The sequence below is a fragment of the Negadavirga shengliensis genome (assembly GCF_042652345.1).
In the GTDB taxonomy this organism is placed as follows: domain Bacteria; phylum Bacteroidota; class Bacteroidia; order Cytophagales; family Cyclobacteriaceae; genus Negadavirga; species Negadavirga shengliensis.
This window is the reverse complement of sequence record NZ_JBHSJJ010000004.1, coordinates 260,864-280,064: the sequence shown is the minus strand read 5'-3', so window position 1 is coordinate 280,064 and position 19,201 is coordinate 260,864. Positions and strand designations below refer to the sequence as shown.

Genomic DNA, 19,201 nt, shown 5'->3' with positions numbered 1-19,201 from the left:
ATTTTCGGAAGCTTTTTTCGTTTGTCTTGCCGCGAAACCATATGCTGTTTGGAGATCAAGGAAATTTTGTAATTTTAAGTCCTGACAAGGCACTTGATCACCATTTATACATGACCACCACCATTCTTGAATCTATTACCGGCAACGTCTGCAAAAACAAGCTGATCCACGGCGCGGTATTTCATCTTTATTCCCGGGAAAGACAAATCGATTCTACGTCTGCCTGTGGTAACTTGAAACCTGACAGCAGGTTTTATATTGCCAGCATCAACAAGCTCTTCACATCCGCCCTGACACTCCGGTTAGTGACGGAAAACAGACTTCAGCTGTCCAATAAAATCACTCAATACCTGCCGCAAATCTTTTGGAAAGACCTGGTCACCATCAATGGAAGGGACTTTTCGGGTGAGATAACCGTTCAACACCTCTTGTCCCATACTTCCGGATTGCCATGCTATTTGATAGATAAAAGACCGGATGGCAAAAAGAACATGGATTTTATCCTTCGGGGAGAAGACCAGGCCTGGCCCGTCGGCAAAGTGGTATCGGAGGTCAAAAAAATGAAACCCAAATTTGCTCCCGGAACCCCGGGTAAGGCCAGCTATGGAGAAACCAACTTTAGGTTGCTCGACGAAATTTTACAACAAATACAGGGAAAACCCATAGACGAACTTTATACGGAGATGTTCCGGGAACTGGACATGCAGGACACAGAGGTATTGCCTTCAAAATCGGGGACGTCTTATATGCCCGTGTACAATAAACAAAATACCGTTCCACTTGACAAATACTTTGGTTCGACCCATCATGATGTAGCCAGTTCAGCCAAAGACCTTCGACGCTTTCTTGAAGCTTATTTTTCAGGAAAGTTTTACGCAAAGGAGCAACTCGCTGAGCTTGAGGTATGGAACAATGTTTTCTTCCCATTTAAATATGGAATAGGGCTACAGCGGTTTTATATCCCCAGGATATTGTCGCCCTTCAAAGCGGTACCCAAAATCATCGGGCATTGCGGATCAGTAGGCTCAATCGCCTTTTATGTTCCGGAAAAATCGATTTATATCACCGGTACCGTTAACCAAACTGCCAACCCCAGCCTGGTATTCAGAACAATGATGAAAATAATTGACAAATGCTGACCCAATTGGTCCACTTATGTCCACACTCCATCCTTAAAAAACTACGGTTCGGTCAGGTTTAATTTCATGCCCAGGTCTTTCTGCTGAATTTTGAAACAAAGGCCAAACTCATGAAGCTCCTCACCTCATTCTTCCTGATTTTCCATATCCAGGTTTGGGCGCAAACCACCGTTAAGGGTGTTGTCCAAGGCCCGGATGGAAATCCCGTGCCAGGGGCCAACATTTACCTTCAAGGCACCTATGAGGGCACTTCTTCGGAAACAGATGGCAGTTACGTTCTGCAAACCGAACTGAACGGACAACATATACTGGTATTCCAATCCATGGGCTACAGGTCTCGTGAAATCCCCGTTACATTGTCCGGAAGCAGTTATGACATCAATGTGGTCCTGAAAGAAGCGATCGGTGAGATGAATGCCGTCGCCATTTCCGCCGGCGCCATGGGAGCTTCAGACGAGAAAAAGGCCGTGGTATTGCGTCCTATTGACATTGTCACGGTACCGGGTGCCATGGGAGACATCGCCGGGGCATTTCAAACCCTACCGGGTACCGCGGCCGTGGGAAATGACGGCCGGCTGTTCGTCCGCGGCGGTGATGCCAGCGAAACAGCCATTTTCATCGACGGTATGAAAGTGGGCAATGCTTTCGGTACCACTGCCGCCAACGTGCCCACACGCACCCGTTTCAACCCAAACCTTTTCAAAGGCTCTTTTTTCAGCACAGGAGGTTATTCCGTGGAGTACGGACATGCCCTTTCTTCAGCGCTGTCCTTGTCCACCAGCGACATTCCCCTGCGCAACCAGGGAGACATCAGTCTTATGTCGGTAGGCGGTGGGTTTACCCAAACCCTGGTCGGTGAGAAAAACAGCATTACAGCGACTTCCAATTATTTTGACCTCTCTCCCTATCAGGCCCTTGTCCGGCAAAATTTTGATTGGGAGAGGGCTCCAAGCGGCTGGGACGCCGAAGTGGCCGCAAAACAACGCTGGGGCAAGAGCGGGATGATCAAGGCCTATTTGCGCAAAGAATCCAGTGGCATGCAAATCTGGCAACCCTCCCCGGGGGTACAGGAAAGAGGAGCCTTGATCCGGCTTCAGAACAACTATACATTTGCCCAATCAACTTTCAAACAGGCTTTTTCCAAGGAATGGGACCTGTATGGCGGCATTTCATACTCGCGTAACGTGGACAAACTGGGTTTGGATCAGCAAGACGTACACCATATTAACCAGGTTGGACATGTGAAAGTGGTGGGTGTTAAAGGCCTCTCGGACAGCTTCTCTCTCAAATCAGGATTAGAACATTACCTTTTCAGCCTTCGACAGAATTTCATTTCAGAACGCTTACAAGGCAAACTGATCGATCATCATAGCAACTTTTTTACCGAGGCCGATTATTATATCAGCAAGCAATGGATATTCCGGGGGGGACTGCGGTCAGGATACAGCAGTCAAGCCGGACAAGCCTGGCTTGACCCGAGAGCCTCGCTGGCATACAGGTTTGGGCACCAGGGCCAGCTCTCGCTGGCGGCCGGCAAATTCAGCCAATCACCGGAACCGGAGTTCCGGATACTACAACCCCAACTTCAAAATTCACAATCCAACCACCTTATTGTCAATTATTTATTGGATAAAAACGGGATAACATTCAGAGCTGAGGCTTTTTACAAAAACTATTACAAATTACTAACATTCCGAGGTCAGCCATTTTTCTATACCCACATCGGCCAGGATGGAGAGGGGCAGGCACGGGGATTCGACTTCTTTTACCGCGACCGGAAAACCTTCAAAAACACGGACTTCTGGATTACCTACAGCTTTATAGACAGCCGGAGAAAATTTGCGGGATATTCCGAAAAAGTCCAGCCGGGTTTTGCGCCACGACATAATGGCTCCGTTGTGATCAAGCATTTTGTCAACATGCTCCGATCCCAGCTCAGTGCCTCTTTCATCATCAATGATGGTTACCCTTATACAGATCCCAATCATCCCGGAGAGATGAATGCAAAGACAAGGGGTTTTCAAGACCTCAGTCTCTCCTGGAGCTACCTTGTCAAGCCCAGTCTGATCATCCACCTGGCCAGCAACAATGTGCTGGGACGGGAAAATATATTCGGATACCAGTTTGCTGCCGAAAAAAATGCCTCCGGAAAATACGAAAACATTCCGGTCGGACTCCAAGCCCCCCGCTTTTTGTTCTTAGGTATTTTCCTCACCCTTTCCAAAGACAAATCAGCCAATCAATTAAATAACCTTTAAATGTATATAGCCATGAAAAAGTACCTTATCCTCATCCTTTTATTGATCTTGATTTCACTGGTCATCAAAGCTTCCAATGAAACCTATATCCAGGCCATGTCCTCAGAAATAGCACGGCTGGAAAAGGCGGCCACCATAGAAGACCTGCAGCGCTGCGCCAATGCATTTGCCCGCATTCAGGGCATTCATCCCAACGAATGGCACCCCTTGTATTACAGCAGCCTGGCATATACCTACATGGGCTTCATGACCAACGGGGGGTTGGAAGCAAAAGACAAGTATTTTGCAGAGGCAAAAAGGCTGGTGGACAGAGCAGCCGGACTGTCATCCGGAAATTCGGAAATCATGGCGTTAAAGGGATTTGTCCTGATGGGAGAATTAAGCGCTGATCCCCAATCAAGAGGGGCAGATATGGGAGCCATCACTTTACAAACACTTGAAAAAGCAGCAGCACTGAACCCCAATAATCCCAGGGCACTTATCCTGTTGGCCCAGATGGAATACGGCACCTCACAGTTCTTTGGTCAAAGCACGGAAAAAGCCTGTAAGCTGGCAAAAACAAGTTCGGAACTATTTAACCAGGAGAAGGCAAAAAATAGAAACAATATGTTGGAGCCCCGTTGGGGGAAAGAAATGATAGAACAGTTGGTAGGAGCTTGTGAAAACGCTCCATGATGTTAAAAGCAAGCCCTTCTGTTTGATTATCCGGTGAATATGTATAATTTAATCCTTTTCCAGCGGTAAATAAAATGAGAGCGAGACCTATCCCATCAGACATAGACAAAGACAGCATTTGGCGGTCGGCACCTCATTTCCTGTTACTTAATGCCGGGATAGCTTTTTTATTGATGTTGTTTTTTTGTCCCAGGTGTTTTTTGTCTTGGGAAGGGATAACTGACATTTTCCCGAGTTTTATCTATTCCTTTCTCATATCAACGCCTTTGAGTTTCGGCGGATATCTCACCAGTTGTTTTTTGGATAAAAGAATACCCTGGGTCAGGTTTCCCATCAAACGCTTGGCCGTAACAATCCTCGTTTATGGCACTTATTGCGCTGTGGCGAGTTTCATCATTATTTTCATCTTTGTCTATGTACAGGGCAATTTTTCATTAGATGCGATCCCCTGGGCGCTTCTGCTAGAACATACCCAATTACCGGTGACACTGGGATTGAGCTTCATGGCATTCTTCACCGCCCGGTCCTGGCTGTTCGAATGGCGCAACGCGGCCATTGAAGCGGAACAGCTCAAATCGGAAAACCTCGCCAGTCGCTACCAGTCACTCAAAGATCAGTTAAACCCCCATTTCCTGTTCAATTCACTCAATGTGTTGTCACACCTTGTTTATGAAAATGCCGACAAATCAGTCGAATTTATTCAGCAGTTGTCCAGGATCTATCGCTATGTGCTGGACATACAGGGGGAAGAACTGGTGAGCCTGGACCGGGAGTTGGAATTTGCCAAAAGCTACCTGTGCCTGCAAAAAATCCGGTTGGGGACTGCCATGGATTATCATATAGCTGTGCCTCATTCCGGAAACCTCTATTTACCGCCCTTGTCGCTGCAACTGTTGTTGGAAAATGCATTCAAACACAACGTGGCCAGCACGGAAAACCCTTTGCTGATCACCATCAGTATAAAGGGTCAAAACCTGGTGATCAGCAACAATCTCCAACGAAAGAAAACGGGGAAAAAAGAAAAAAACGGGATAGGGCTCAACAACATTACCAAAAGATATGCCTTGATTAGCAGTGTCTCTCCCTCAATCCGGGAATCCACCGATATCTTTTTGGTGGAATTGCCTTTATTGAAAACAGATGTTTTTTCAAAAATCCAACCACTTCTATGACCGACGACCAACTCACCCTATTGATTATAGAAGATGAGCGCCACGCGGCCGAGAGACTAAGGCAAATGGTTTCCAGGCTACTTCCCGGGGCCCTGATTTTCAGCCATTTGGAAAGCATCTCCTCAACACTCAAATGGCTGAAAGGCCATGCAGCTCCCGACCTGATCTTCTGTGACATTGAGTTGGCCGATGGCCAAAGTTTTGAAATATTCGAAAACATCAGTATCAAATCCCCTCTTATCTTTACCACTGCTTACGACCAATTTGCCATCCGCGCATTTAAGCTCAACTCCGTGGATTATTTGCTTAAACCCATTGACGCCGGAGAATTGGAACACGCCATCCTAAAATTCAAAAACCGTCTAATCCTTCCCAACTATGATCACCTACAGGAGGTATTGCGAAGCTTAACCGCCCAATATAAACGGAGGTTTCTGGTAAAATTCGGGGAAAAGATACAAAGTGTACCGGTAGAGGACATTGCCTTTTTTTTCAGTGCGGAAAAGATAACTTTTATGCAAACCCGTGATAAGAGGAAATATGTGCTTGATTTTACGCTGGATCAGCTGGAAAGCATGCTGGACCCAAAGCAGTTTTTCCGGCTCAACCGTCAATACATTGCCTCATTTGGATCCATTGCCGAAATCTATGCCTATTCCAACAGCAGGTTAAAGATAAAACTTCTGGGAAGCGGGGATAACGACATTTTGGTAAGCAGGGAAAAGACAGGCGACCTGAAAGAATGGCTGGGTCAGTAGAAACAAAGGATCTCAAATCATTTTTTTTGTAGTCTCTTGCGTATCCTGCTCAGACTTACCGGGGTAATCCCCAAAAAAGAGGCTATATAATGCTGGGGTACCCGCTGCAACAAGTCTTTGTGATCGGTCTCGAATTTTCGGTAACGTTCTTCCGGAGTTTCCAAAATGAATGAAGAAAGAAGCCTCTGGGCGTTGATGAACCGCTGCTCTGCGATTTTTCGGGTAATCGTATTCATGGCAGGAAGCCGACGGTACAACTCCTCCATCTCTTCTTTGGCCACCACCAGCAATTCGCAATCCTCCAACGTCTCCAAAGATTGAATACTTGGGTTTTCGCTGAGAAAGGAATCATAGCTGGCCGCAAATAAACCTTCTTGAAAAATAAAGGCTGTAATTTCGTCCCCCTCTTTTGAATAAAAAAGTCTGAGCAGTCCTTTGTTTATAAAATACAGTTCTTTTGCCACCTTACCTTCCTCCGCCAATTTGAACTTTTTAGGTACTTGTCTGAACACGAAAGCCTCTTCCAGTATCTTTCTTTCTCCCTGAGAGAGACTAACATGAGGCATAATGGTTTGATGTAACAGTTCAAACATAAAATTGATCCGGGGTAAAAAGGACTGATGCACTGCCGGTGTTATGAACACGGAGGGGAAGATTAAAAGGTTTCGAATATATTGATGAAATATCCCGATGCACCATAAGCCCCCCATCCATAATCCACCCCCACATTCAGCCTTTTAGCGGGAAGTACCTTGAAGCGGAGTCCCAGTCCATAGCCCAAATGTATATGGTTAAAAAGACCTACATCCCTTGTCCTGCTACTGGCGCTGGTCGCATTCACAAATAGGACACCTCCGATAAAATCTTTGTGTCTCTGAAGGGGAAAGCGCCATTCCATCTCTCCATACACCAAATCTTCTCCCCTAAACCTTCCAAAGGTATAAGGTCTTCCAGACCGGTTAAACATGTCCCATCCCAGAGCCGGCAAAAACATATAAGGTACCTCGCCAGCAGCCACAAACCATCCGAATGTCCAAAATGCCAATACATGTCTAGGCCTTTCCGGATTTAAAGAAATGTACTTCCTGTATTCTGTCCACAACTGCCCACTGTTGGTGGTGCTTCCCAGAAACCGGGGCATTGCCCGGTAGGAAAACCAGGCAAATTGGCCTTTATAGGCATTGGCCACATTATCGCGGCTATCCAAGACGGCATTGAATGACACCCCTGATTGGGTATACGCGTCTGTGGGAAAGCCTTTTTGGTTTTGGTAGTCATGGTGGAAGGTGTTGCCGATGGGATGGGATCCCAGATCCAACGATTCATCATGAATATCATACATACGGTCAAACAAATATCCCAAGCCATAAAAGAACCTCGTTCCCTGGACCTTTTTCAAAGCAGTACCATAGAACCTATACTGGTTGAAATATATCCGCTCCTCGATGGGGTCATTCCCTGAGACAGATGGTGTTCCCGGTACCGTAGCCGGTGCAACTCCGGATCCAAGCCCAAAAGTGGGTTGATTGTTAACGCTAAAACGGATATCTGCTAACAAGGCCCAGGCATCATCTTTTAGGAACGCGTTGGACCGGATAGATGAAAAAAACTGGTTCTCTGTAGTAAACAAAGCCATGGCCAAGGCCGTTGACATCATGGTGGTTTCAGGAAGTCCGTTTCTCCAATTAAAAGAGGGGGACAAGCCTAAAATCCACCCCGCCGTAGGATTTGCCGATATGACCGGCATAGGGAATACAGAGACATTTTTTTCTATCGTCTCTTCCTCCCCTTGGCCGTTGGCTGATATGGCCACACCAAGACTGCCTGTCAGCATACAAACAAAAAGGTATAGGAAAGGGTTTTGCATTTTCATCGGTAGGCAATACGCCGGTGGTGACAAAGAAGTAAATATATCTCAATTCTCTAAAAACCCAAGAACAGTTTATATAATTACAATTATCCATAAGATTAAAGTTCCCTTCATATAATTTAGTTATAATTCATGTGGCCAAAAAAACCGCTGTATCAAAATCCAAAGGGTTCATTTGCTTATAGATGCAAAAAAGAAAGCAAAGCACAGGCGAGTATTCGTTTTCATTGCTGTTTGAAATGATTAAATTAGCTTGGCCAACCCTTCATAAATAAATACTTATGAAAGCATTTTCTGAAGAAAGCATTTTTGATAAAATAAATAGAGATATGGATTTTTTAACCAGGTGTTTCCGAAAAGTATTAAAGGACCTGGGGGAAGAACAACTGGCCGATTTGCTGACGAAAAAGGTCAATCCAGCTGAAGTCGCTAAAGTAAGTATAGAACTGGAGGAAAAACACATTCAGGTTCTTAGCATATACCTTCAATTGATGAACCTGGTAGAGGAAAATACCGCCGTACAGGCACGCAGAAGACAAATAGACAGTTGGGGTTTGCAATCTGTAAGAGGCTCATGGGCAGAAACTTTCCGTCGCTGGAAATCCCAGGGGCTGACCGAAACCCATATGCTTACAGTCATCCGTGCTATAAAGGTTATTCCTGTACTTACTGCTCACCCCACGGAGGCCAAAAGGGCCTCAATTCTTAACCTGCACAGGGAAATTTATCTGAACCTTGTAAAACTGGAAAACACCACGTTTTCATTTTCGGAAAGAAAAATCATTGAACAGGAAATCATGACATTGCTGGAAAGGTGGTGGAGAACAGGAGAGGTTTATCTGGAAAAGCCCACTGTTGAAATGGAAAGGAACAACGTCATGCATTATTTCAGCAAGGTCTTCCCAAAAGCCTTACAACACACTGATGCTAATTTAAAACAAAATTGGCTTGAAATGGGCTTTGATAAAGACAACTTGTGCTTACCGGAACATTTTCCTACTCTTCAATTCGGAAGCTGGGTAGGTGGTGACCGTGACGGCCACCCGTATGTTACTGCCTCCTTGACCCATAACACTCTAAAAGAACATAGAAAAGCAGCTTTGCTTTTATTGCACAGCCAACTACTTGAATTGGCTGCTGACATGAGTTTTTCAGAAATCAGAAATACTGTACCACAATTTTTTCTCCGTGAAATTGTCAAAAAGAAAAACACATTCGGACAGGAAGGTGAAAAGGCTGTCAACCGTAATCCTTATGAACCCTGGCGACAATTTATCAATTTGCTTGTTTTGCAACTTGAAAATACCATTAAAAATGAAGTTACAGAAGATCAGCCATACTATACGGGACCTGAAGATCTTGCCAAAGACCTGCTGATTCTTAGAAATAGCCTGATGGAAATCGGTGCAAAAAGAATAGTCGAATCCATGCTTTTTTCCATAGAACGTCAGGTTCAATGCTTCGGTTTTCACCTGGCCCGTTTGGATATTCGACAAAACAGCAGTTTTCATGACAAGGCCATGGAACAGATCCTACAAGAAACCTACCCAGAACTGCCTCCCTACAGCGATTGGCCGGAAGAAAAAAGGATCCGGTTTATTACTGATGAACTCAAAAGTGACCGTCCTTTTGCCACAGCAGATAAATCCTTCGGTCCTGAAGCGGACAAAGTATTGGAATGCTTCAGGGCTGTGAAAGAGTTTACAGGTAAATATGGGCCTCACGGAGTCGGGTCGTTTATTGTCAGCATGACCAGGCGGGTAAGTGACTTATTGTTGGTGTACCTGTTTTTTCGTGAAGTAGGCCTGGATCGAAAGGTTTTTCAGGTGGTTCCTTTATTTGAAACCATAGAAGATCTCTTGAATGCCGACAAGATATTGGATGATTTTCTATCACATCCCATCAATCAAAAAAGCGAATCCGACATACAGGAAGTCATGCTTGGATACAGCGACAGCAACAAGGATGGTGGCATCATCGCCAGCAGGTGGCATATTTACCAGGCCGAGCAACAGCTTCAACAGGTAGGGACCAAACATGGCATTAGGTTGAGGTATTTCCATGGAATTGGAGGGACAATCAGCAGAGGGGGTGGAAAATACCACCGTTTCTTGGACAGTATGCCTCCGGGAAACCTAAGCGGCGAAATAAAACTTACCGTTCAGGGAGAGACCATCGCCCAGCAATTTGCCAACTTGCTGACAGCTACTTATAATCTGGAAATGCTGCTTTCAGGAACAGCCTTGCAGACTGGTTACCGCCTGTTTCCGCAGGATCATTCTGATTATCCCATCGATGCTCTCAGGAAATTATCTTCCTATGCCAAAGACAGCTACACCAGACTCATCCACCATCCATTATTTATTGAGTTTTACGGGGAAGCCACTCCCATTGATGTTTTGGAACTCAGCAAAATAGGCTCCAGACCAGCCAGACGTACCGGGACGCGTAACTTGGAGGATCTACGGGCCATCCCTTGGGTATTCAGCTGGAGCCAGTCGCGTTTCCATCTTACAGGGTGGTTTGGCATAGGTCATGCTCTAAAAAGGTTGAAAGCGACCCACCAAGACAATTATCATCAGCTCAGAAAGTTTGCTAATGAGTGGCCGCTGCTGAAGTATATTTTAATTCAGGTAGAGACCAATCTGATGAATTCCGACCCGGATATCATGAAAACCTACGCAGGTTTGGTCAAAGTTGAACAAACCCGGGCTGAAATCATGTCTATCATCTCGAGCGAATACCAAGAAAGCCTTGATCAGATAGGCGCCATGTTTGATCTGGACAGAGGCAAGCGCAGACCCGGCCTTCTGGACCGCCTACAACGAAGAAAAAATGCCTTGTCTGCACTCCATGAATTGCAGATAAAAAACCTCAAGCAATGGAGAAAAAGAAAAGGCCAAGATGATTCGGACGAGGAGTCTCTTGTGACCCGGTTACTGGAAATCACCACAGCCTTGGCGAGCGGATTAAAAAATACGGGATAATCCTTAATACCAGACCATAAATGCTGCCTAACCGCATTTTACAAATTCAGTAAATTCCCAACAAAAATTTTGAATTTGTTTAAATCGAAACTAAATTAGGTCATACTTTTTGATATTGACTTAAATACAACATATCATGGCTTTTTATTCAGGCATCCTAAAGCAAAAGACCGGTAAAAAAAAGGTGTCCTGGGTTTTTTTCCAACTTTTGATCGCGGTTGTTTTCAATAGGAAAAATATACCCTCACATATCGAAAAACTTGATGACACCTTAACCAACCATTGTACCTATGAAAGAAGAACAGTTTGGGTCAGTCGAATAAATGGAATAATTAAACCACGGGTAGTACGAAGGTTAATTGAAAACCGGCTTAACAGAGGTATGCCCAGTCACGAGCTCGTGATCCTGTCTTTCGATGAAGAGCTTTCTTACAGCCAAATTTTCGGAAAAGAAAAAACATACCGCCAAAGATGGTGCAACTGGTATGGCAACCATTCATCAGAACCTTTGAAATTTTTTGTTCCCGGTAACGGCAATGTGAAAGACTTTGAGTCCACCCGCGATCGGTGGCATACCTACGATTATGAAGGGTTAAAAGAAACCTGTGAATTGGTAAAAGCGGCTGAGAAAAGAGGAAGAAAAGTGAGGGCCGTGGGTTCAGGCCATGCATTGACGGCCATTTCCCAGTGTGAAGATTACATCGTTTGTACCCATGACCTTAACCTGACTCAAAGAAGACCGGTACAATTCATAAAAAAAGAATTCGTCGACGGCTTTGAGGTAACAGTGAACTTCCGCAATGAAAAAGCCACTGAAAAGCATTTTTTATTCGAAACCGGGGGAGGCACCAAAGTCCATCACCTTATTACCGCTTTGGAAAAAGACGGACTTGCCCTGATGAACAAAGGAGGCTCCAGTATTCAGGCCATCTCGGGGGCCATAGCTACTTCCACCCACGGATCCGGGATTGGAATCGGGCCACTCCCCAGCATGGTGAGGTCCGTGACCATTGTGGGAAAAGGTGGCCAGCCTTTTCGCATAGAGCCTCACGATGGTATCACTGATGCCGATTTGTTCAATGCCGGCCCGGAAGTCCAAACCCATGGTATACAACTCATCCAGGATGATGATGTATTTAACTCCGCGTTGGTAGGAATAGGCTCGATGGGCATTGTTTTTTCTTTGATTCTGGAAGTACAGGAATCTTACCGGTTATATGAAGAAAGAAAACTTTGGGATTGGGAAACGCTAAAAAAAGAGATGCTGAAAGGCAATCTCTATGAGTATGTCAATGCGCACAGACATTTTGAAGTACTGATCAATCCATATATTGACAAAAACGGACCGGATGATGATGACGCTGAAAGGAAGTGCCTGGTTACCAGCAGAGACTACTCCCGCTCTTGTAAAGTCCCGTCCAATGCGACAAAACAAAGAAATTATATTTCTTCCTTTGTTTCCGGAATTTCGATATCGGGCCGTCTTTCTCCCTGGGTGTTCAATAGAAACAGCAAAGCAATACCCCGGTTAACCAACAATTCCCTTACCCGGTTAATTGACCATGCGGAAAAAGGGGGTGGATTTGAAGGGGACTCTTACCGGGTACTGGATCAGGGGTTGGGCGAGCTGAAATTTTATGGGTATGCCATTGAAATCGGTTTTGAGATGGACAGGGTTTTTGAGGCGGTGGACCTTATCTTCAAGGTATGTGAAGAAGCCCAGTTCTATGAACACCATTTGGCCGCACCGTTTTCTTTGCGCTTTGTGAAGCAATGCCCTGCTTATCTTTCCATGATGAACAAGGCAGATATGTGCATGATTGAATTAGTAAGCGTAAAAGGAGTGACCGGTACCATCTCCCTGCTGATGAGGCTGGAAAGGGAATTACTCGGCATTGGCGGGGTTCCCCATTGGGGGCTCTCATTGTTGCCCTGGACCGGTGAAACGGTGCAAAAAGCTTTTCCTGATTTCAAGCGTTGGAAAAAGAATCAAGCCCTTTATGCCGGAGAGACTTTTACTAACTCTTTTGTTAAAAACATATTGGATTGATTTTTAAGATGAGCGTAACTCAGCAAGTTCTTGGTATACACGCTTCCTTGCCCTGTTTATCTCCCCCACCGGCTCATGGTCTGCCATAGCGATCCACGGTGAAAACACCAAGGCGTCCCCCAACTCCTCCCTTTCCGGAAAATCGAACTCCTGGCGGGGTATCCAAAGATCCGCTACGGGAATGCTTTCTTTTTTCCAAACTATTGAGGTGTTTTCCAAAGGCTCTGTTTTTTCATTATCATGAACCTGAATGCACAGGGTAAACCCCTGTTTACTGGTCACCAAATCAGTTTTTAATTGTGCTTTCAGAAAATCATCTGATTTGGGCTCCGATAAGGTATATTCCAGTTCAGGATGATGGGGTTCTAAGAGAAATTTGACATATTTTCCGGTGCCATATTTAAATGCCCCACCTGAAAAATAGGTTTGTGCCAGGAGGTTATCGTGCTTTTTGGAGTATTTTAAGGTCAAATAAAGGCTTCTCCAATGCCCGGGGTTCAAAGCAAACCGCAGCCGTTCTTTCCATCCAAACAAGACCGCCTTTATGGCTTTCCTGTAAAGAGAGATATTCCATGCAGAAAGAATGGGACTGGTGGTGAGCAAAAAATTCTGGCTATTTTTCCCAATGGGATCCGGTTCCAGGACCTCTCCAGGGACATCCAACACTTTGATGGCCAAACCTCTTCCCGAACTCCTTTTGTCGGATTGTGCTATCGGCGGGGCGTTGGAAAACCTGAGCCAGGCTTCATAGCTTGCAGGTTTTTTGAAAAGACCACACCGGAGAGGGGCAGGAATATCCTTTCTAACTTCTAGCATGCCTTTTACGCAGCCATGCATTTTCGGATGAAAATTTCTGCGAATATTCCCATCCGGGTAGGTTTTGGCCAGAAAATCCTTCATCGTTTTGATGATCTCCTGGATTTCTTTTTCTTCTCTATGGTTGCTTTTTTCAATCATAGTTGGCCAGAAAACGGACGGCACTTATACCGGGAAAAAAGAAATAGCCGCCCCCTTTCATCAAGGTGAAATTGGGCAGATCACAGAGCTTTCTTCTGATAGGGTATTCCGGTATGCTGAATTCATCTGTCTTGATATTTCCGTTCTTGTAATGGTTGCCTATAAGAGGATCAGCGTCATACTCCAACCCGCCGAATTTGTGAAAATTCACCCAGTTGTTCTGTATAAATTCAAACTGCCTTCTGATGTCTGTCACCAAACAAATAAAATGCAGCCCCCTTTCTTTATGATCCCTTGGCAACTCCATGAGCTGCGACGGTTCGAGATCCCCACAAACCGGTTCCCCGTAAGGTCTCCCTTTTCTAAGCATTCTGTGTTTGGAAGCCATTTCAGCAGAATCCTTTTGTGTTTTTTCGGTCACGAGGTGGTCTCTGGGGTTGGTCCTTCTGATGTGCGCCCCTATGGGACATTTCAATCCCCACTTATCCTCTTCCCAAAAAGCAAAATCATTAAAGGTGGACAAATCCGGATCATTCTTATCGGGGGTTTTAGTAAGCGGAGATCCATCGGGCCATCTCCCTACCATCTTGCTGGCAAGCCGGATGGCTTCTTCCTTGCTTTTTGACTGACCCAGCAGGTATTCCCAAAAAGCAAAAACATCCTGTTCCATCTGCCGAAAAACCAAATAAGTGCCGTTTTTTCCAAAATCCTTAAAGGCACTGTCATTGGTCAAATCAGGCAGGTCATCGGATTTATCAAATTCTGGAGGTATGACCGGTGAGGGAGCAAACTCGTCATAAAGATTCTTATAACCCATGATGAATTCTCCGGCCGGAAAAGTCATCTCTTTTTCCGATGTGGGCTTTTTATTCAGCTCCTGTATTATCGGACGGGAGATATCATCCCTAAAACCAAAATGTTCCTTGTGGTCATGAAGCATTCCCGTAGGAAGGGAATGCAGGAGATCAAGTCCATAGGCTTCGGCCCTTGCCTCTTCTTGGACCAGCTTTTGAGCCAGGGTCTCTGCATTATGAGAATAAATCATGAGAAGCAAATGAATTTCACCCGAAGCTTTGCTTCCCCAAACCCAGTTCTCAGGAGTGTTTTCACCCGTGTCCCCAAGGACAAACTGCCGGTGGGGTTCCGTCATCCCCTCTTTGAATTCCCTGGAAAAACTTTGCAGGGTTTCGTCCGGAAGTGCTAAAAAAGACAGCCCCTCATAGGTGAAAGCCAGCTGAACGGCATGATCATCAGGTTTTTGCAAAGCGTTGGTAAGCAGTGGAAGCAGTTCTTTTATATACTTTCTGGATCTTTCGGCTTCAGTAAACCGGAGCAACAGGTACTGCGCTCCCTGAAGGTTACCAAATCCCCTGACCAATAAACCTTGCATGTCATTCAGTTCGAGCGTCATGAATTCAGATCGTTAAAAGCCATTCCCTGAGTTTATCTTCATCCATCGATTTAAACAAGCCTTCCCTAAACCTCCTGTTGGTTTTTAGGTTTTCCACGCTCAGTTCGGTGTTGAAAGCATACCAAAATTGGGTGATTTTCTGATGGGCCCTCACGCCTTTCATGTATTCGCTTCTGTGGTTATACCCTTTTTTTACCAGCCACTTTGTAGGAGGAAAGCCGGCTGCGTGACTGAAGATCACCGACAAATTCCGGGATCTGTTTTCACTGTCTACAAAATCATGCGCATAAGCCTCGGATATGTTGTCAAAATTCGCAATAAAAACAAGCCGTTTGCCCTTGTCTATTTGTAACCACCGGGCGGTGTGTACCGTGGGTATGTAGGTGAAATAACCTACCAGTGAAATAAGACGGAGGGATACCGCGAGAAAAATTCTTCTGATCCATCCTTTTTTCAAGGGAGCAATTACAGTCATTTCATTGATCACAGGATTTTTTTCCCGCATGACGATTTTCCTGATCCAACCGTCCTCTACCGGTTTATTGGGAATATGGGGGTTGTTTTCGTTGATCCTAAGCCATAGGAATAGAAAAAACATGACCAACAGGAATGCAGGCAGAATAATTGCCCCTATTTTTAAAATGAGAACATCCATAAAAAAAGAAAGCACCAGACAAACCAAAGATCCCAGCATGATGCACGCAAAGAGCAACAGTGGAACAAGCATCTTTAAACGGTCTCTTTTGGTTTCGTGCGGCCTTTTGTACGCCCATTTTAAATCAGGATTATCACATATGAATGCCTCGATTTTTTGTTTGATCTGCTCCGGAGATGGCTGATCGAACCCCTCTGTGCTCCGTTGTTCATTCAAGTAGGTATACACCGTTTCCTTCAAGTGCTTTTCCTTAGGAACATCCTCCGGCAAAACAAACTTAAAACCCGAATAAAAAGCGTGGAAAACACCTTTCTTATTCAAAAAATCCTCCATCCCTTTATTTCCCTCAACCCAATGCGGAAACTCATGGCTATGACCAAACACCATTTTCAAATGTTTTCCCATAACGGAGGCCAGTTCCTTTATGTGCCGCCTTTTGCTGCCCACGTAACTGGTCATCAACAAAATCCGGGCAGGCAACTGTTCTTTTTCCGCATAGCTTTGAGCGGGCAAGGTCAGCCAGCTGATAAAAAAAGTGCTGGGTAGTTTTTGACGGTATGTGGCCACATCGTCGGCCAGGTCTTTCCTAAATCCCTCTAGCAAGGCATTAACAGCTTCCAACCTATCTTCATCAATAGAAACAGTCACCGTTAAACCTTTATGAATAGAGGACATAAAAGAATATTAAAACAAAACCTATACAAGTTAAAGAATTTTGATAAAACTATTGCATATTTCTAAAAATAATATTGGTTTTGATTATCCCGATATAAACGAAAAGTTTTTTATTTCCCCACAAGGACCGGTTTCGTGAATTTTTTATGTGCCCGAAAATCAATAATGATCACAAAAGGCATATCTTGATGAATGCATCCACCGGGGACTAGGAAAACATGATCCTTGTGTTTTTTTGCGGATAGTTATTCCACAACGATTGTCGCTGTTTTTCTGAAATAGCCATACCCATAACTTGCCTCTATACTACCTCCCTTTCCTAACGGTAAAACCTGTCCTTCGGCTTTTATACCGCCATCTTCAATTTTTACCGTAGCCGTCAAGGTGTCTGAAAAAGGGTTTTCCTCCTTCAAAACCACAGTTATGCTGTCACCTAACATGTTACGGATATTCATTGCCAAACTGTCCGTTTGATCCTCGTGAAAATTAAGCGGAGCTTTTAGACGGATAGTCAACTGACCGGTATTCTTTTTTTCAAGGGAGATCTCCGTATAGTAATTGGCCAAATAAGCCATACTGGTATTAAAAGCCGTGTTGAACTGTACCCAGCCTTCCGTCCATCCCAGGTTACCGGCCCCGGGATGGTTGGGATAATGAAACGATTTGGGCGATCCGTCAAACACAAAGGGCAATTCTTCCAGCAGGCCTATCCCCCCCTTATGCCGGCTGTACCAACCCAGATCTACCCCTTCCACTTCTTCGGGGCCTTTGTAAGAAAATTGTCTTCCCGTCGGGTTTCTCCCAAAGGCATTTTCCATATGTGACCACACCAAAATTTCCAACTTATCCTTGATATCCCCATCTCCCAAAACCGACATGGCAGCCAATGCCGCTGCGGGAAATCCAAGGACGTTGCCGGTTTCATTCCATCCCGGTGGCACCCAATCATCATCGTCGTATTTTCTGAAATCCCACATGTTGTCGGAACGCGACAGAGCTACCCCGGCCCAACCGGTAACTTTTTCCACCAGGCCAGCCGGCGCCTGATCCGGAAATTGGCTGTGAAAATAAGCAAATGCCCGCATGGTCAAGTGTTCGGACATACGCTGGCCTTTGGTGGTCATGGGATCATGCCAATCCAAATTGGCGATCATCCATTCCATCTGCCGGTAAGCCGCCTGGAAATATTTATGGGCATCGGCTTCATTTTCCCGCTGGGCTACCTTATACATCATCAGGTTAGGAATGACCGAAAACCCGGGAGGCATCTCTCCCTTGGTGGTTCCCAACCGGGTTTTTAAAGCCAGAAGATTATGTTCGGGACTTTGGTCATATTTGGAATTGGCATGCTCGGAAACGGTGCTTTTCTCCCACACCTCCCTCGCATACTCATAAACCCTGTTGAAGTTCTGTTGGGGAAGCCAACGTTTAAGGTAAGGCCAGGCATAGAGAAAATGGGCGAGTTCGGCTTTTTGCATTTCGTGATCCAATCTTTGGGAAACCTTCACATCCGCATCCCAATGGATCAACCGCACGATGTCAGGCGTTTCTTCAATATACGGTTCCAGAGCGCCCCAAAGCCCTTTATAGGTTTCGGGAAAGGTTGCATTGTCCCTATAAGGTGCGGTAACTTCCATGCGCTCAAAAGCCCCGGGATTGGCCAAATAAAGAGCCACAAAGCTTTGCAGGGCCCAGTTAAAGAAATCCCCGTCCCGCCATTCAAAAGAAAGGGGCCGGATTTCCTCCACATTGCCCACATAATGCCGGGCGCCGATCATAAAGTCCAACATCAACCTGTACGTCACCCGCTCAAGCCAGTACGGCCCTATCCGGAAAGGAAAAGATTCCTCATCTCCTACCCTGATGACATATTCCTTGTCAGATCTGGGATTGAAATCGGTAAAGTCTCCTTTTTCTTCCACCACTTTGCCCCGATAAAGAACCTCTTGCCGGTTTTTTTGTCGTATTTCAAAGCCGGTGTGATCCGGTATTTCAGGGGCAGTGAAACGTTTGGTTCTGTGCAAATTATAGCCGCTCTGGTTGACCAATACGGCTTTTGTTTCCATGGCTGACGTATCCTCGTAAGGCTGCCCGAAAAGCCCAAAAACAGCCACCTGCATGGATTGGCTTTCTCCTGAAGCCAGGCGGATCCTATCGGTCAGAAGTTCTTTCTCCAACAGGATGTCCGCAGCATGACTCCCGTTGTCCCTCACGGTTTTGATGTTACGCCACTCGCCGTTAAGGAGATACTGCAAGTGGAAATTTTGGGGTGGCGCAAGTTCCTGCCCAAAAATGACCTGGATCCGGGTCAGCTCTGTGGCCCCCGGCAGTCTTACCATGAGCCATGGCTCCTCATCATCCTTACCACTGGCCCAAAGCGTTTCCCTTTTCCCATCGATGGCCCTGGCGGCTTCATTGCCCTCCAAGGCGGAACTGGCAACTGCCTGGCCGGTTTGGGCCAAATCATTCTGCGCGGCAAGTGGAATGGCGGAGAACTGAAGAAAACAGCAAAAAATAATCGGCACAATAGGTATATCGGTTATGTGAAAGGCTGTTGGATATTTGATCATGATCATTTTGGGTTGTATACTTCA

Annotated in this window: 13 protein-coding genes; 7 read left to right on the top strand and 6 right to left on the bottom strand. The window is 45.5% G+C overall.

The genetic code is table 11. From position 1 onward, the window contains the following. Positions 1 to 110: 110 nt before the first annotated feature. The 5 genes from ACFPFU_RS08860 to ACFPFU_RS08840 all read left to right on the top strand — a co-directional run bounded on the left by ACFPFU_RS08860 (position 111) and on the right by ACFPFU_RS08840 (position 6,002). Positions 111 to 1,139, top strand: a complete 1,029-nt coding sequence (locus ACFPFU_RS08860; RefSeq protein ID WP_377063602.1) for a serine hydrolase domain-containing protein — start codon at positions 111 to 113, stop codon at positions 1,137 to 1,139. Positions 1,140 to 1,249: 110 nt separating this feature from the next. Next, entirely contained in the window at positions 1,250 to 3,397 is a 2,148-nt protein-coding gene (locus ACFPFU_RS08855; protein WP_377063600.1) for a TonB-dependent receptor, read from the top strand. A 12-nt stretch (positions 3,398 to 3,409) separates the two neighbouring features. Next, positions 3,410 to 4,072: a hypothetical protein gene (locus ACFPFU_RS08850; protein ID WP_377063598.1), complete on the top strand. Its 663-nt coding sequence runs from the start codon at positions 3,410 to 3,412 to the stop codon at positions 4,070 to 4,072. Positions 4,073 to 4,371: 299 nt separating this feature from the next. Beyond that, on the top strand, positions 4,372 to 5,244 hold the full coding sequence (locus ACFPFU_RS08845; protein ID WP_377063596.1) for a sensor histidine kinase: 873 nt from the start codon (positions 4,372 to 4,374) through the stop codon (positions 5,242 to 5,244). Further along, positions 5,241 to 6,002, top strand: coding sequence for a LytR/AlgR family response regulator transcription factor (locus ACFPFU_RS08840; protein ID WP_377063594.1), 762 nt, complete (start codon positions 5,241 to 5,243; stop codon positions 6,000 to 6,002). The genes ACFPFU_RS08845 and ACFPFU_RS08840 overlap by 4 nt, the downstream gene beginning before the upstream one ends. A 17-nt stretch (positions 6,003 to 6,019) precedes the next feature. Here the strand turns inward: ACFPFU_RS08840 and ACFPFU_RS08835 are convergent, their stop codons facing one another. Both ACFPFU_RS08835 and ACFPFU_RS08830 read right to left on the bottom strand, forming a co-directional pair. After that, complete coding sequence (locus ACFPFU_RS08835; protein ID WP_377063592.1) at positions 6,020 to 6,595, bottom strand: Crp/Fnr family transcriptional regulator; 576 nt, start codon at positions 6,593 to 6,595, stop codon at positions 6,020 to 6,022. Between the two features lie 62 nt (positions 6,596 to 6,657). Continuing rightward, on the bottom strand, positions 6,658 to 7,836 hold the full coding sequence (locus ACFPFU_RS08830) for a BamA/TamA family outer membrane protein (protein ID WP_377063590.1): 1,179 nt from the start codon (positions 7,834 to 7,836) through the stop codon (positions 6,658 to 6,660). A gap of 317 nt (positions 7,837 to 8,153) precedes the next feature. Here ACFPFU_RS08830 and ACFPFU_RS08825 point away from each other — a divergent pair, with 317 nt between their 5' ends. After that, a complete protein-coding gene (locus ACFPFU_RS08825; RefSeq protein ID WP_377063588.1) occupies positions 8,154 to 10,859 on the top strand; it encodes a phosphoenolpyruvate carboxylase in 2,706 nt (901 codons plus the stop codon). Positions 10,860 to 11,241: 382 nt separating this feature from the next. Beyond that, complete coding sequence (locus ACFPFU_RS08820) at positions 11,242 to 12,909, top strand: D-arabinono-1,4-lactone oxidase (protein WP_377063587.1); 1,668 nt, start codon at positions 11,242 to 11,244, stop codon at positions 12,907 to 12,909. A gap of 3 nt (positions 12,910 to 12,912) precedes the next feature. On the opposite strand, the gene ACFPFU_RS08815 is transcribed toward ACFPFU_RS08820, so the two are convergent. The 4 genes from ACFPFU_RS08815 to ACFPFU_RS08800 form a co-directional block, all read right to left on the bottom strand. Continuing rightward, positions 12,913 to 13,866 carry a catalase family protein gene (locus ACFPFU_RS08815; RefSeq protein ID WP_377063585.1) on the bottom strand — a complete coding sequence of 318 codons (954 nt, stop codon included), beginning with the start codon at positions 13,864 to 13,866 and terminating at the stop codon, positions 12,913 to 12,915. Beyond that, a complete protein-coding gene (locus ACFPFU_RS08810) occupies positions 13,859 to 15,277 on the bottom strand; it encodes a Dyp-type peroxidase (RefSeq protein WP_377063583.1) in 1,419 nt (472 codons plus the stop codon). The genes ACFPFU_RS08815 and ACFPFU_RS08810 overlap by 8 nt, the downstream gene beginning before the upstream one ends. 4 nt (positions 15,278 to 15,281) lie before the next feature. Beyond that, positions 15,282 to 16,607 carry a peroxidase gene (locus tag ACFPFU_RS08805; protein WP_377063581.1) on the bottom strand — a complete coding sequence of 442 codons (1,326 nt, stop codon included), beginning with the start codon at positions 16,605 to 16,607 and terminating at the stop codon, positions 15,282 to 15,284. 245 nt (positions 16,608 to 16,852) lie between these two features. Next, entirely contained in the window at positions 16,853 to 19,177 is a 2,325-nt protein-coding gene (locus ACFPFU_RS08800; RefSeq protein ID WP_377063579.1) for a discoidin domain-containing protein, read from the bottom strand. Positions 19,178 to 19,201 lie beyond the last annotated feature (24 nt).

Excerpts from the sequence above, each read along its gene's own strand:
- ACFPFU_RS08810 (WP_377063583.1), bottom strand. The coding sequence starts at position 15,277 with ATGACGCTCGAACTGAATGACATGCAAGGTTTATTGGTCAGGGGATTT.
- ACFPFU_RS08850 (WP_377063598.1), top strand. The coding sequence starts at position 3,410 with ATGAAAAAGTACCTTATCCTCATCCTTTTATTGATCTTGATTTCACTG.
- ACFPFU_RS08820 (WP_377063587.1), top strand. The coding sequence starts at position 11,242 with ATGCCCAGTCACGAGCTCGTGATCCTGTCTTTCGATGAAGAGCTTTCT.
- ACFPFU_RS08855 (WP_377063600.1), top strand. The coding sequence starts at position 1,250 with ATGAAGCTCCTCACCTCATTCTTCCTGATTTTCCATATCCAGGTTTGG.
- ACFPFU_RS08835 (WP_377063592.1), bottom strand. The coding sequence starts at position 6,595 with ATGTTTGAACTGTTACATCAAACCATTATGCCTCATGTTAGTCTCTCT.
- ACFPFU_RS08860 (WP_377063602.1), top strand. The coding sequence starts at position 111 with ATGACCACCACCATTCTTGAATCTATTACCGGCAACGTCTGCAAAAAC.
- ACFPFU_RS08805 (WP_377063581.1), bottom strand. The coding sequence starts at position 16,607 with ATGTCCTCTATTCATAAAGGTTTAACGGTGACTGTTTCTATTGATGAA.
- ACFPFU_RS08830 (WP_377063590.1), bottom strand. The coding sequence starts at position 7,836 with ATGCTGACAGGCAGTCTTGGTGTGGCCATATCAGCCAACGGCCAAGGG.
- ACFPFU_RS08840 (WP_377063594.1), top strand. The coding sequence starts at position 5,241 with ATGACCGACGACCAACTCACCCTATTGATTATAGAAGATGAGCGCCAC.
- ACFPFU_RS08815 (WP_377063585.1), bottom strand. The coding sequence starts at position 13,866 with ATGATTGAAAAAAGCAACCATAGAGAAGAAAAAGAAATCCAGGAGATC.
- ACFPFU_RS08800 (WP_377063579.1), bottom strand. The coding sequence starts at position 19,177 with ATGATCAAATATCCAACAGCCTTTCACATAACCGATATACCTATTGTG.
- ACFPFU_RS08825 (WP_377063588.1), top strand. The coding sequence starts at position 8,154 with ATGAAAGCATTTTCTGAAGAAAGCATTTTTGATAAAATAAATAGAGAT.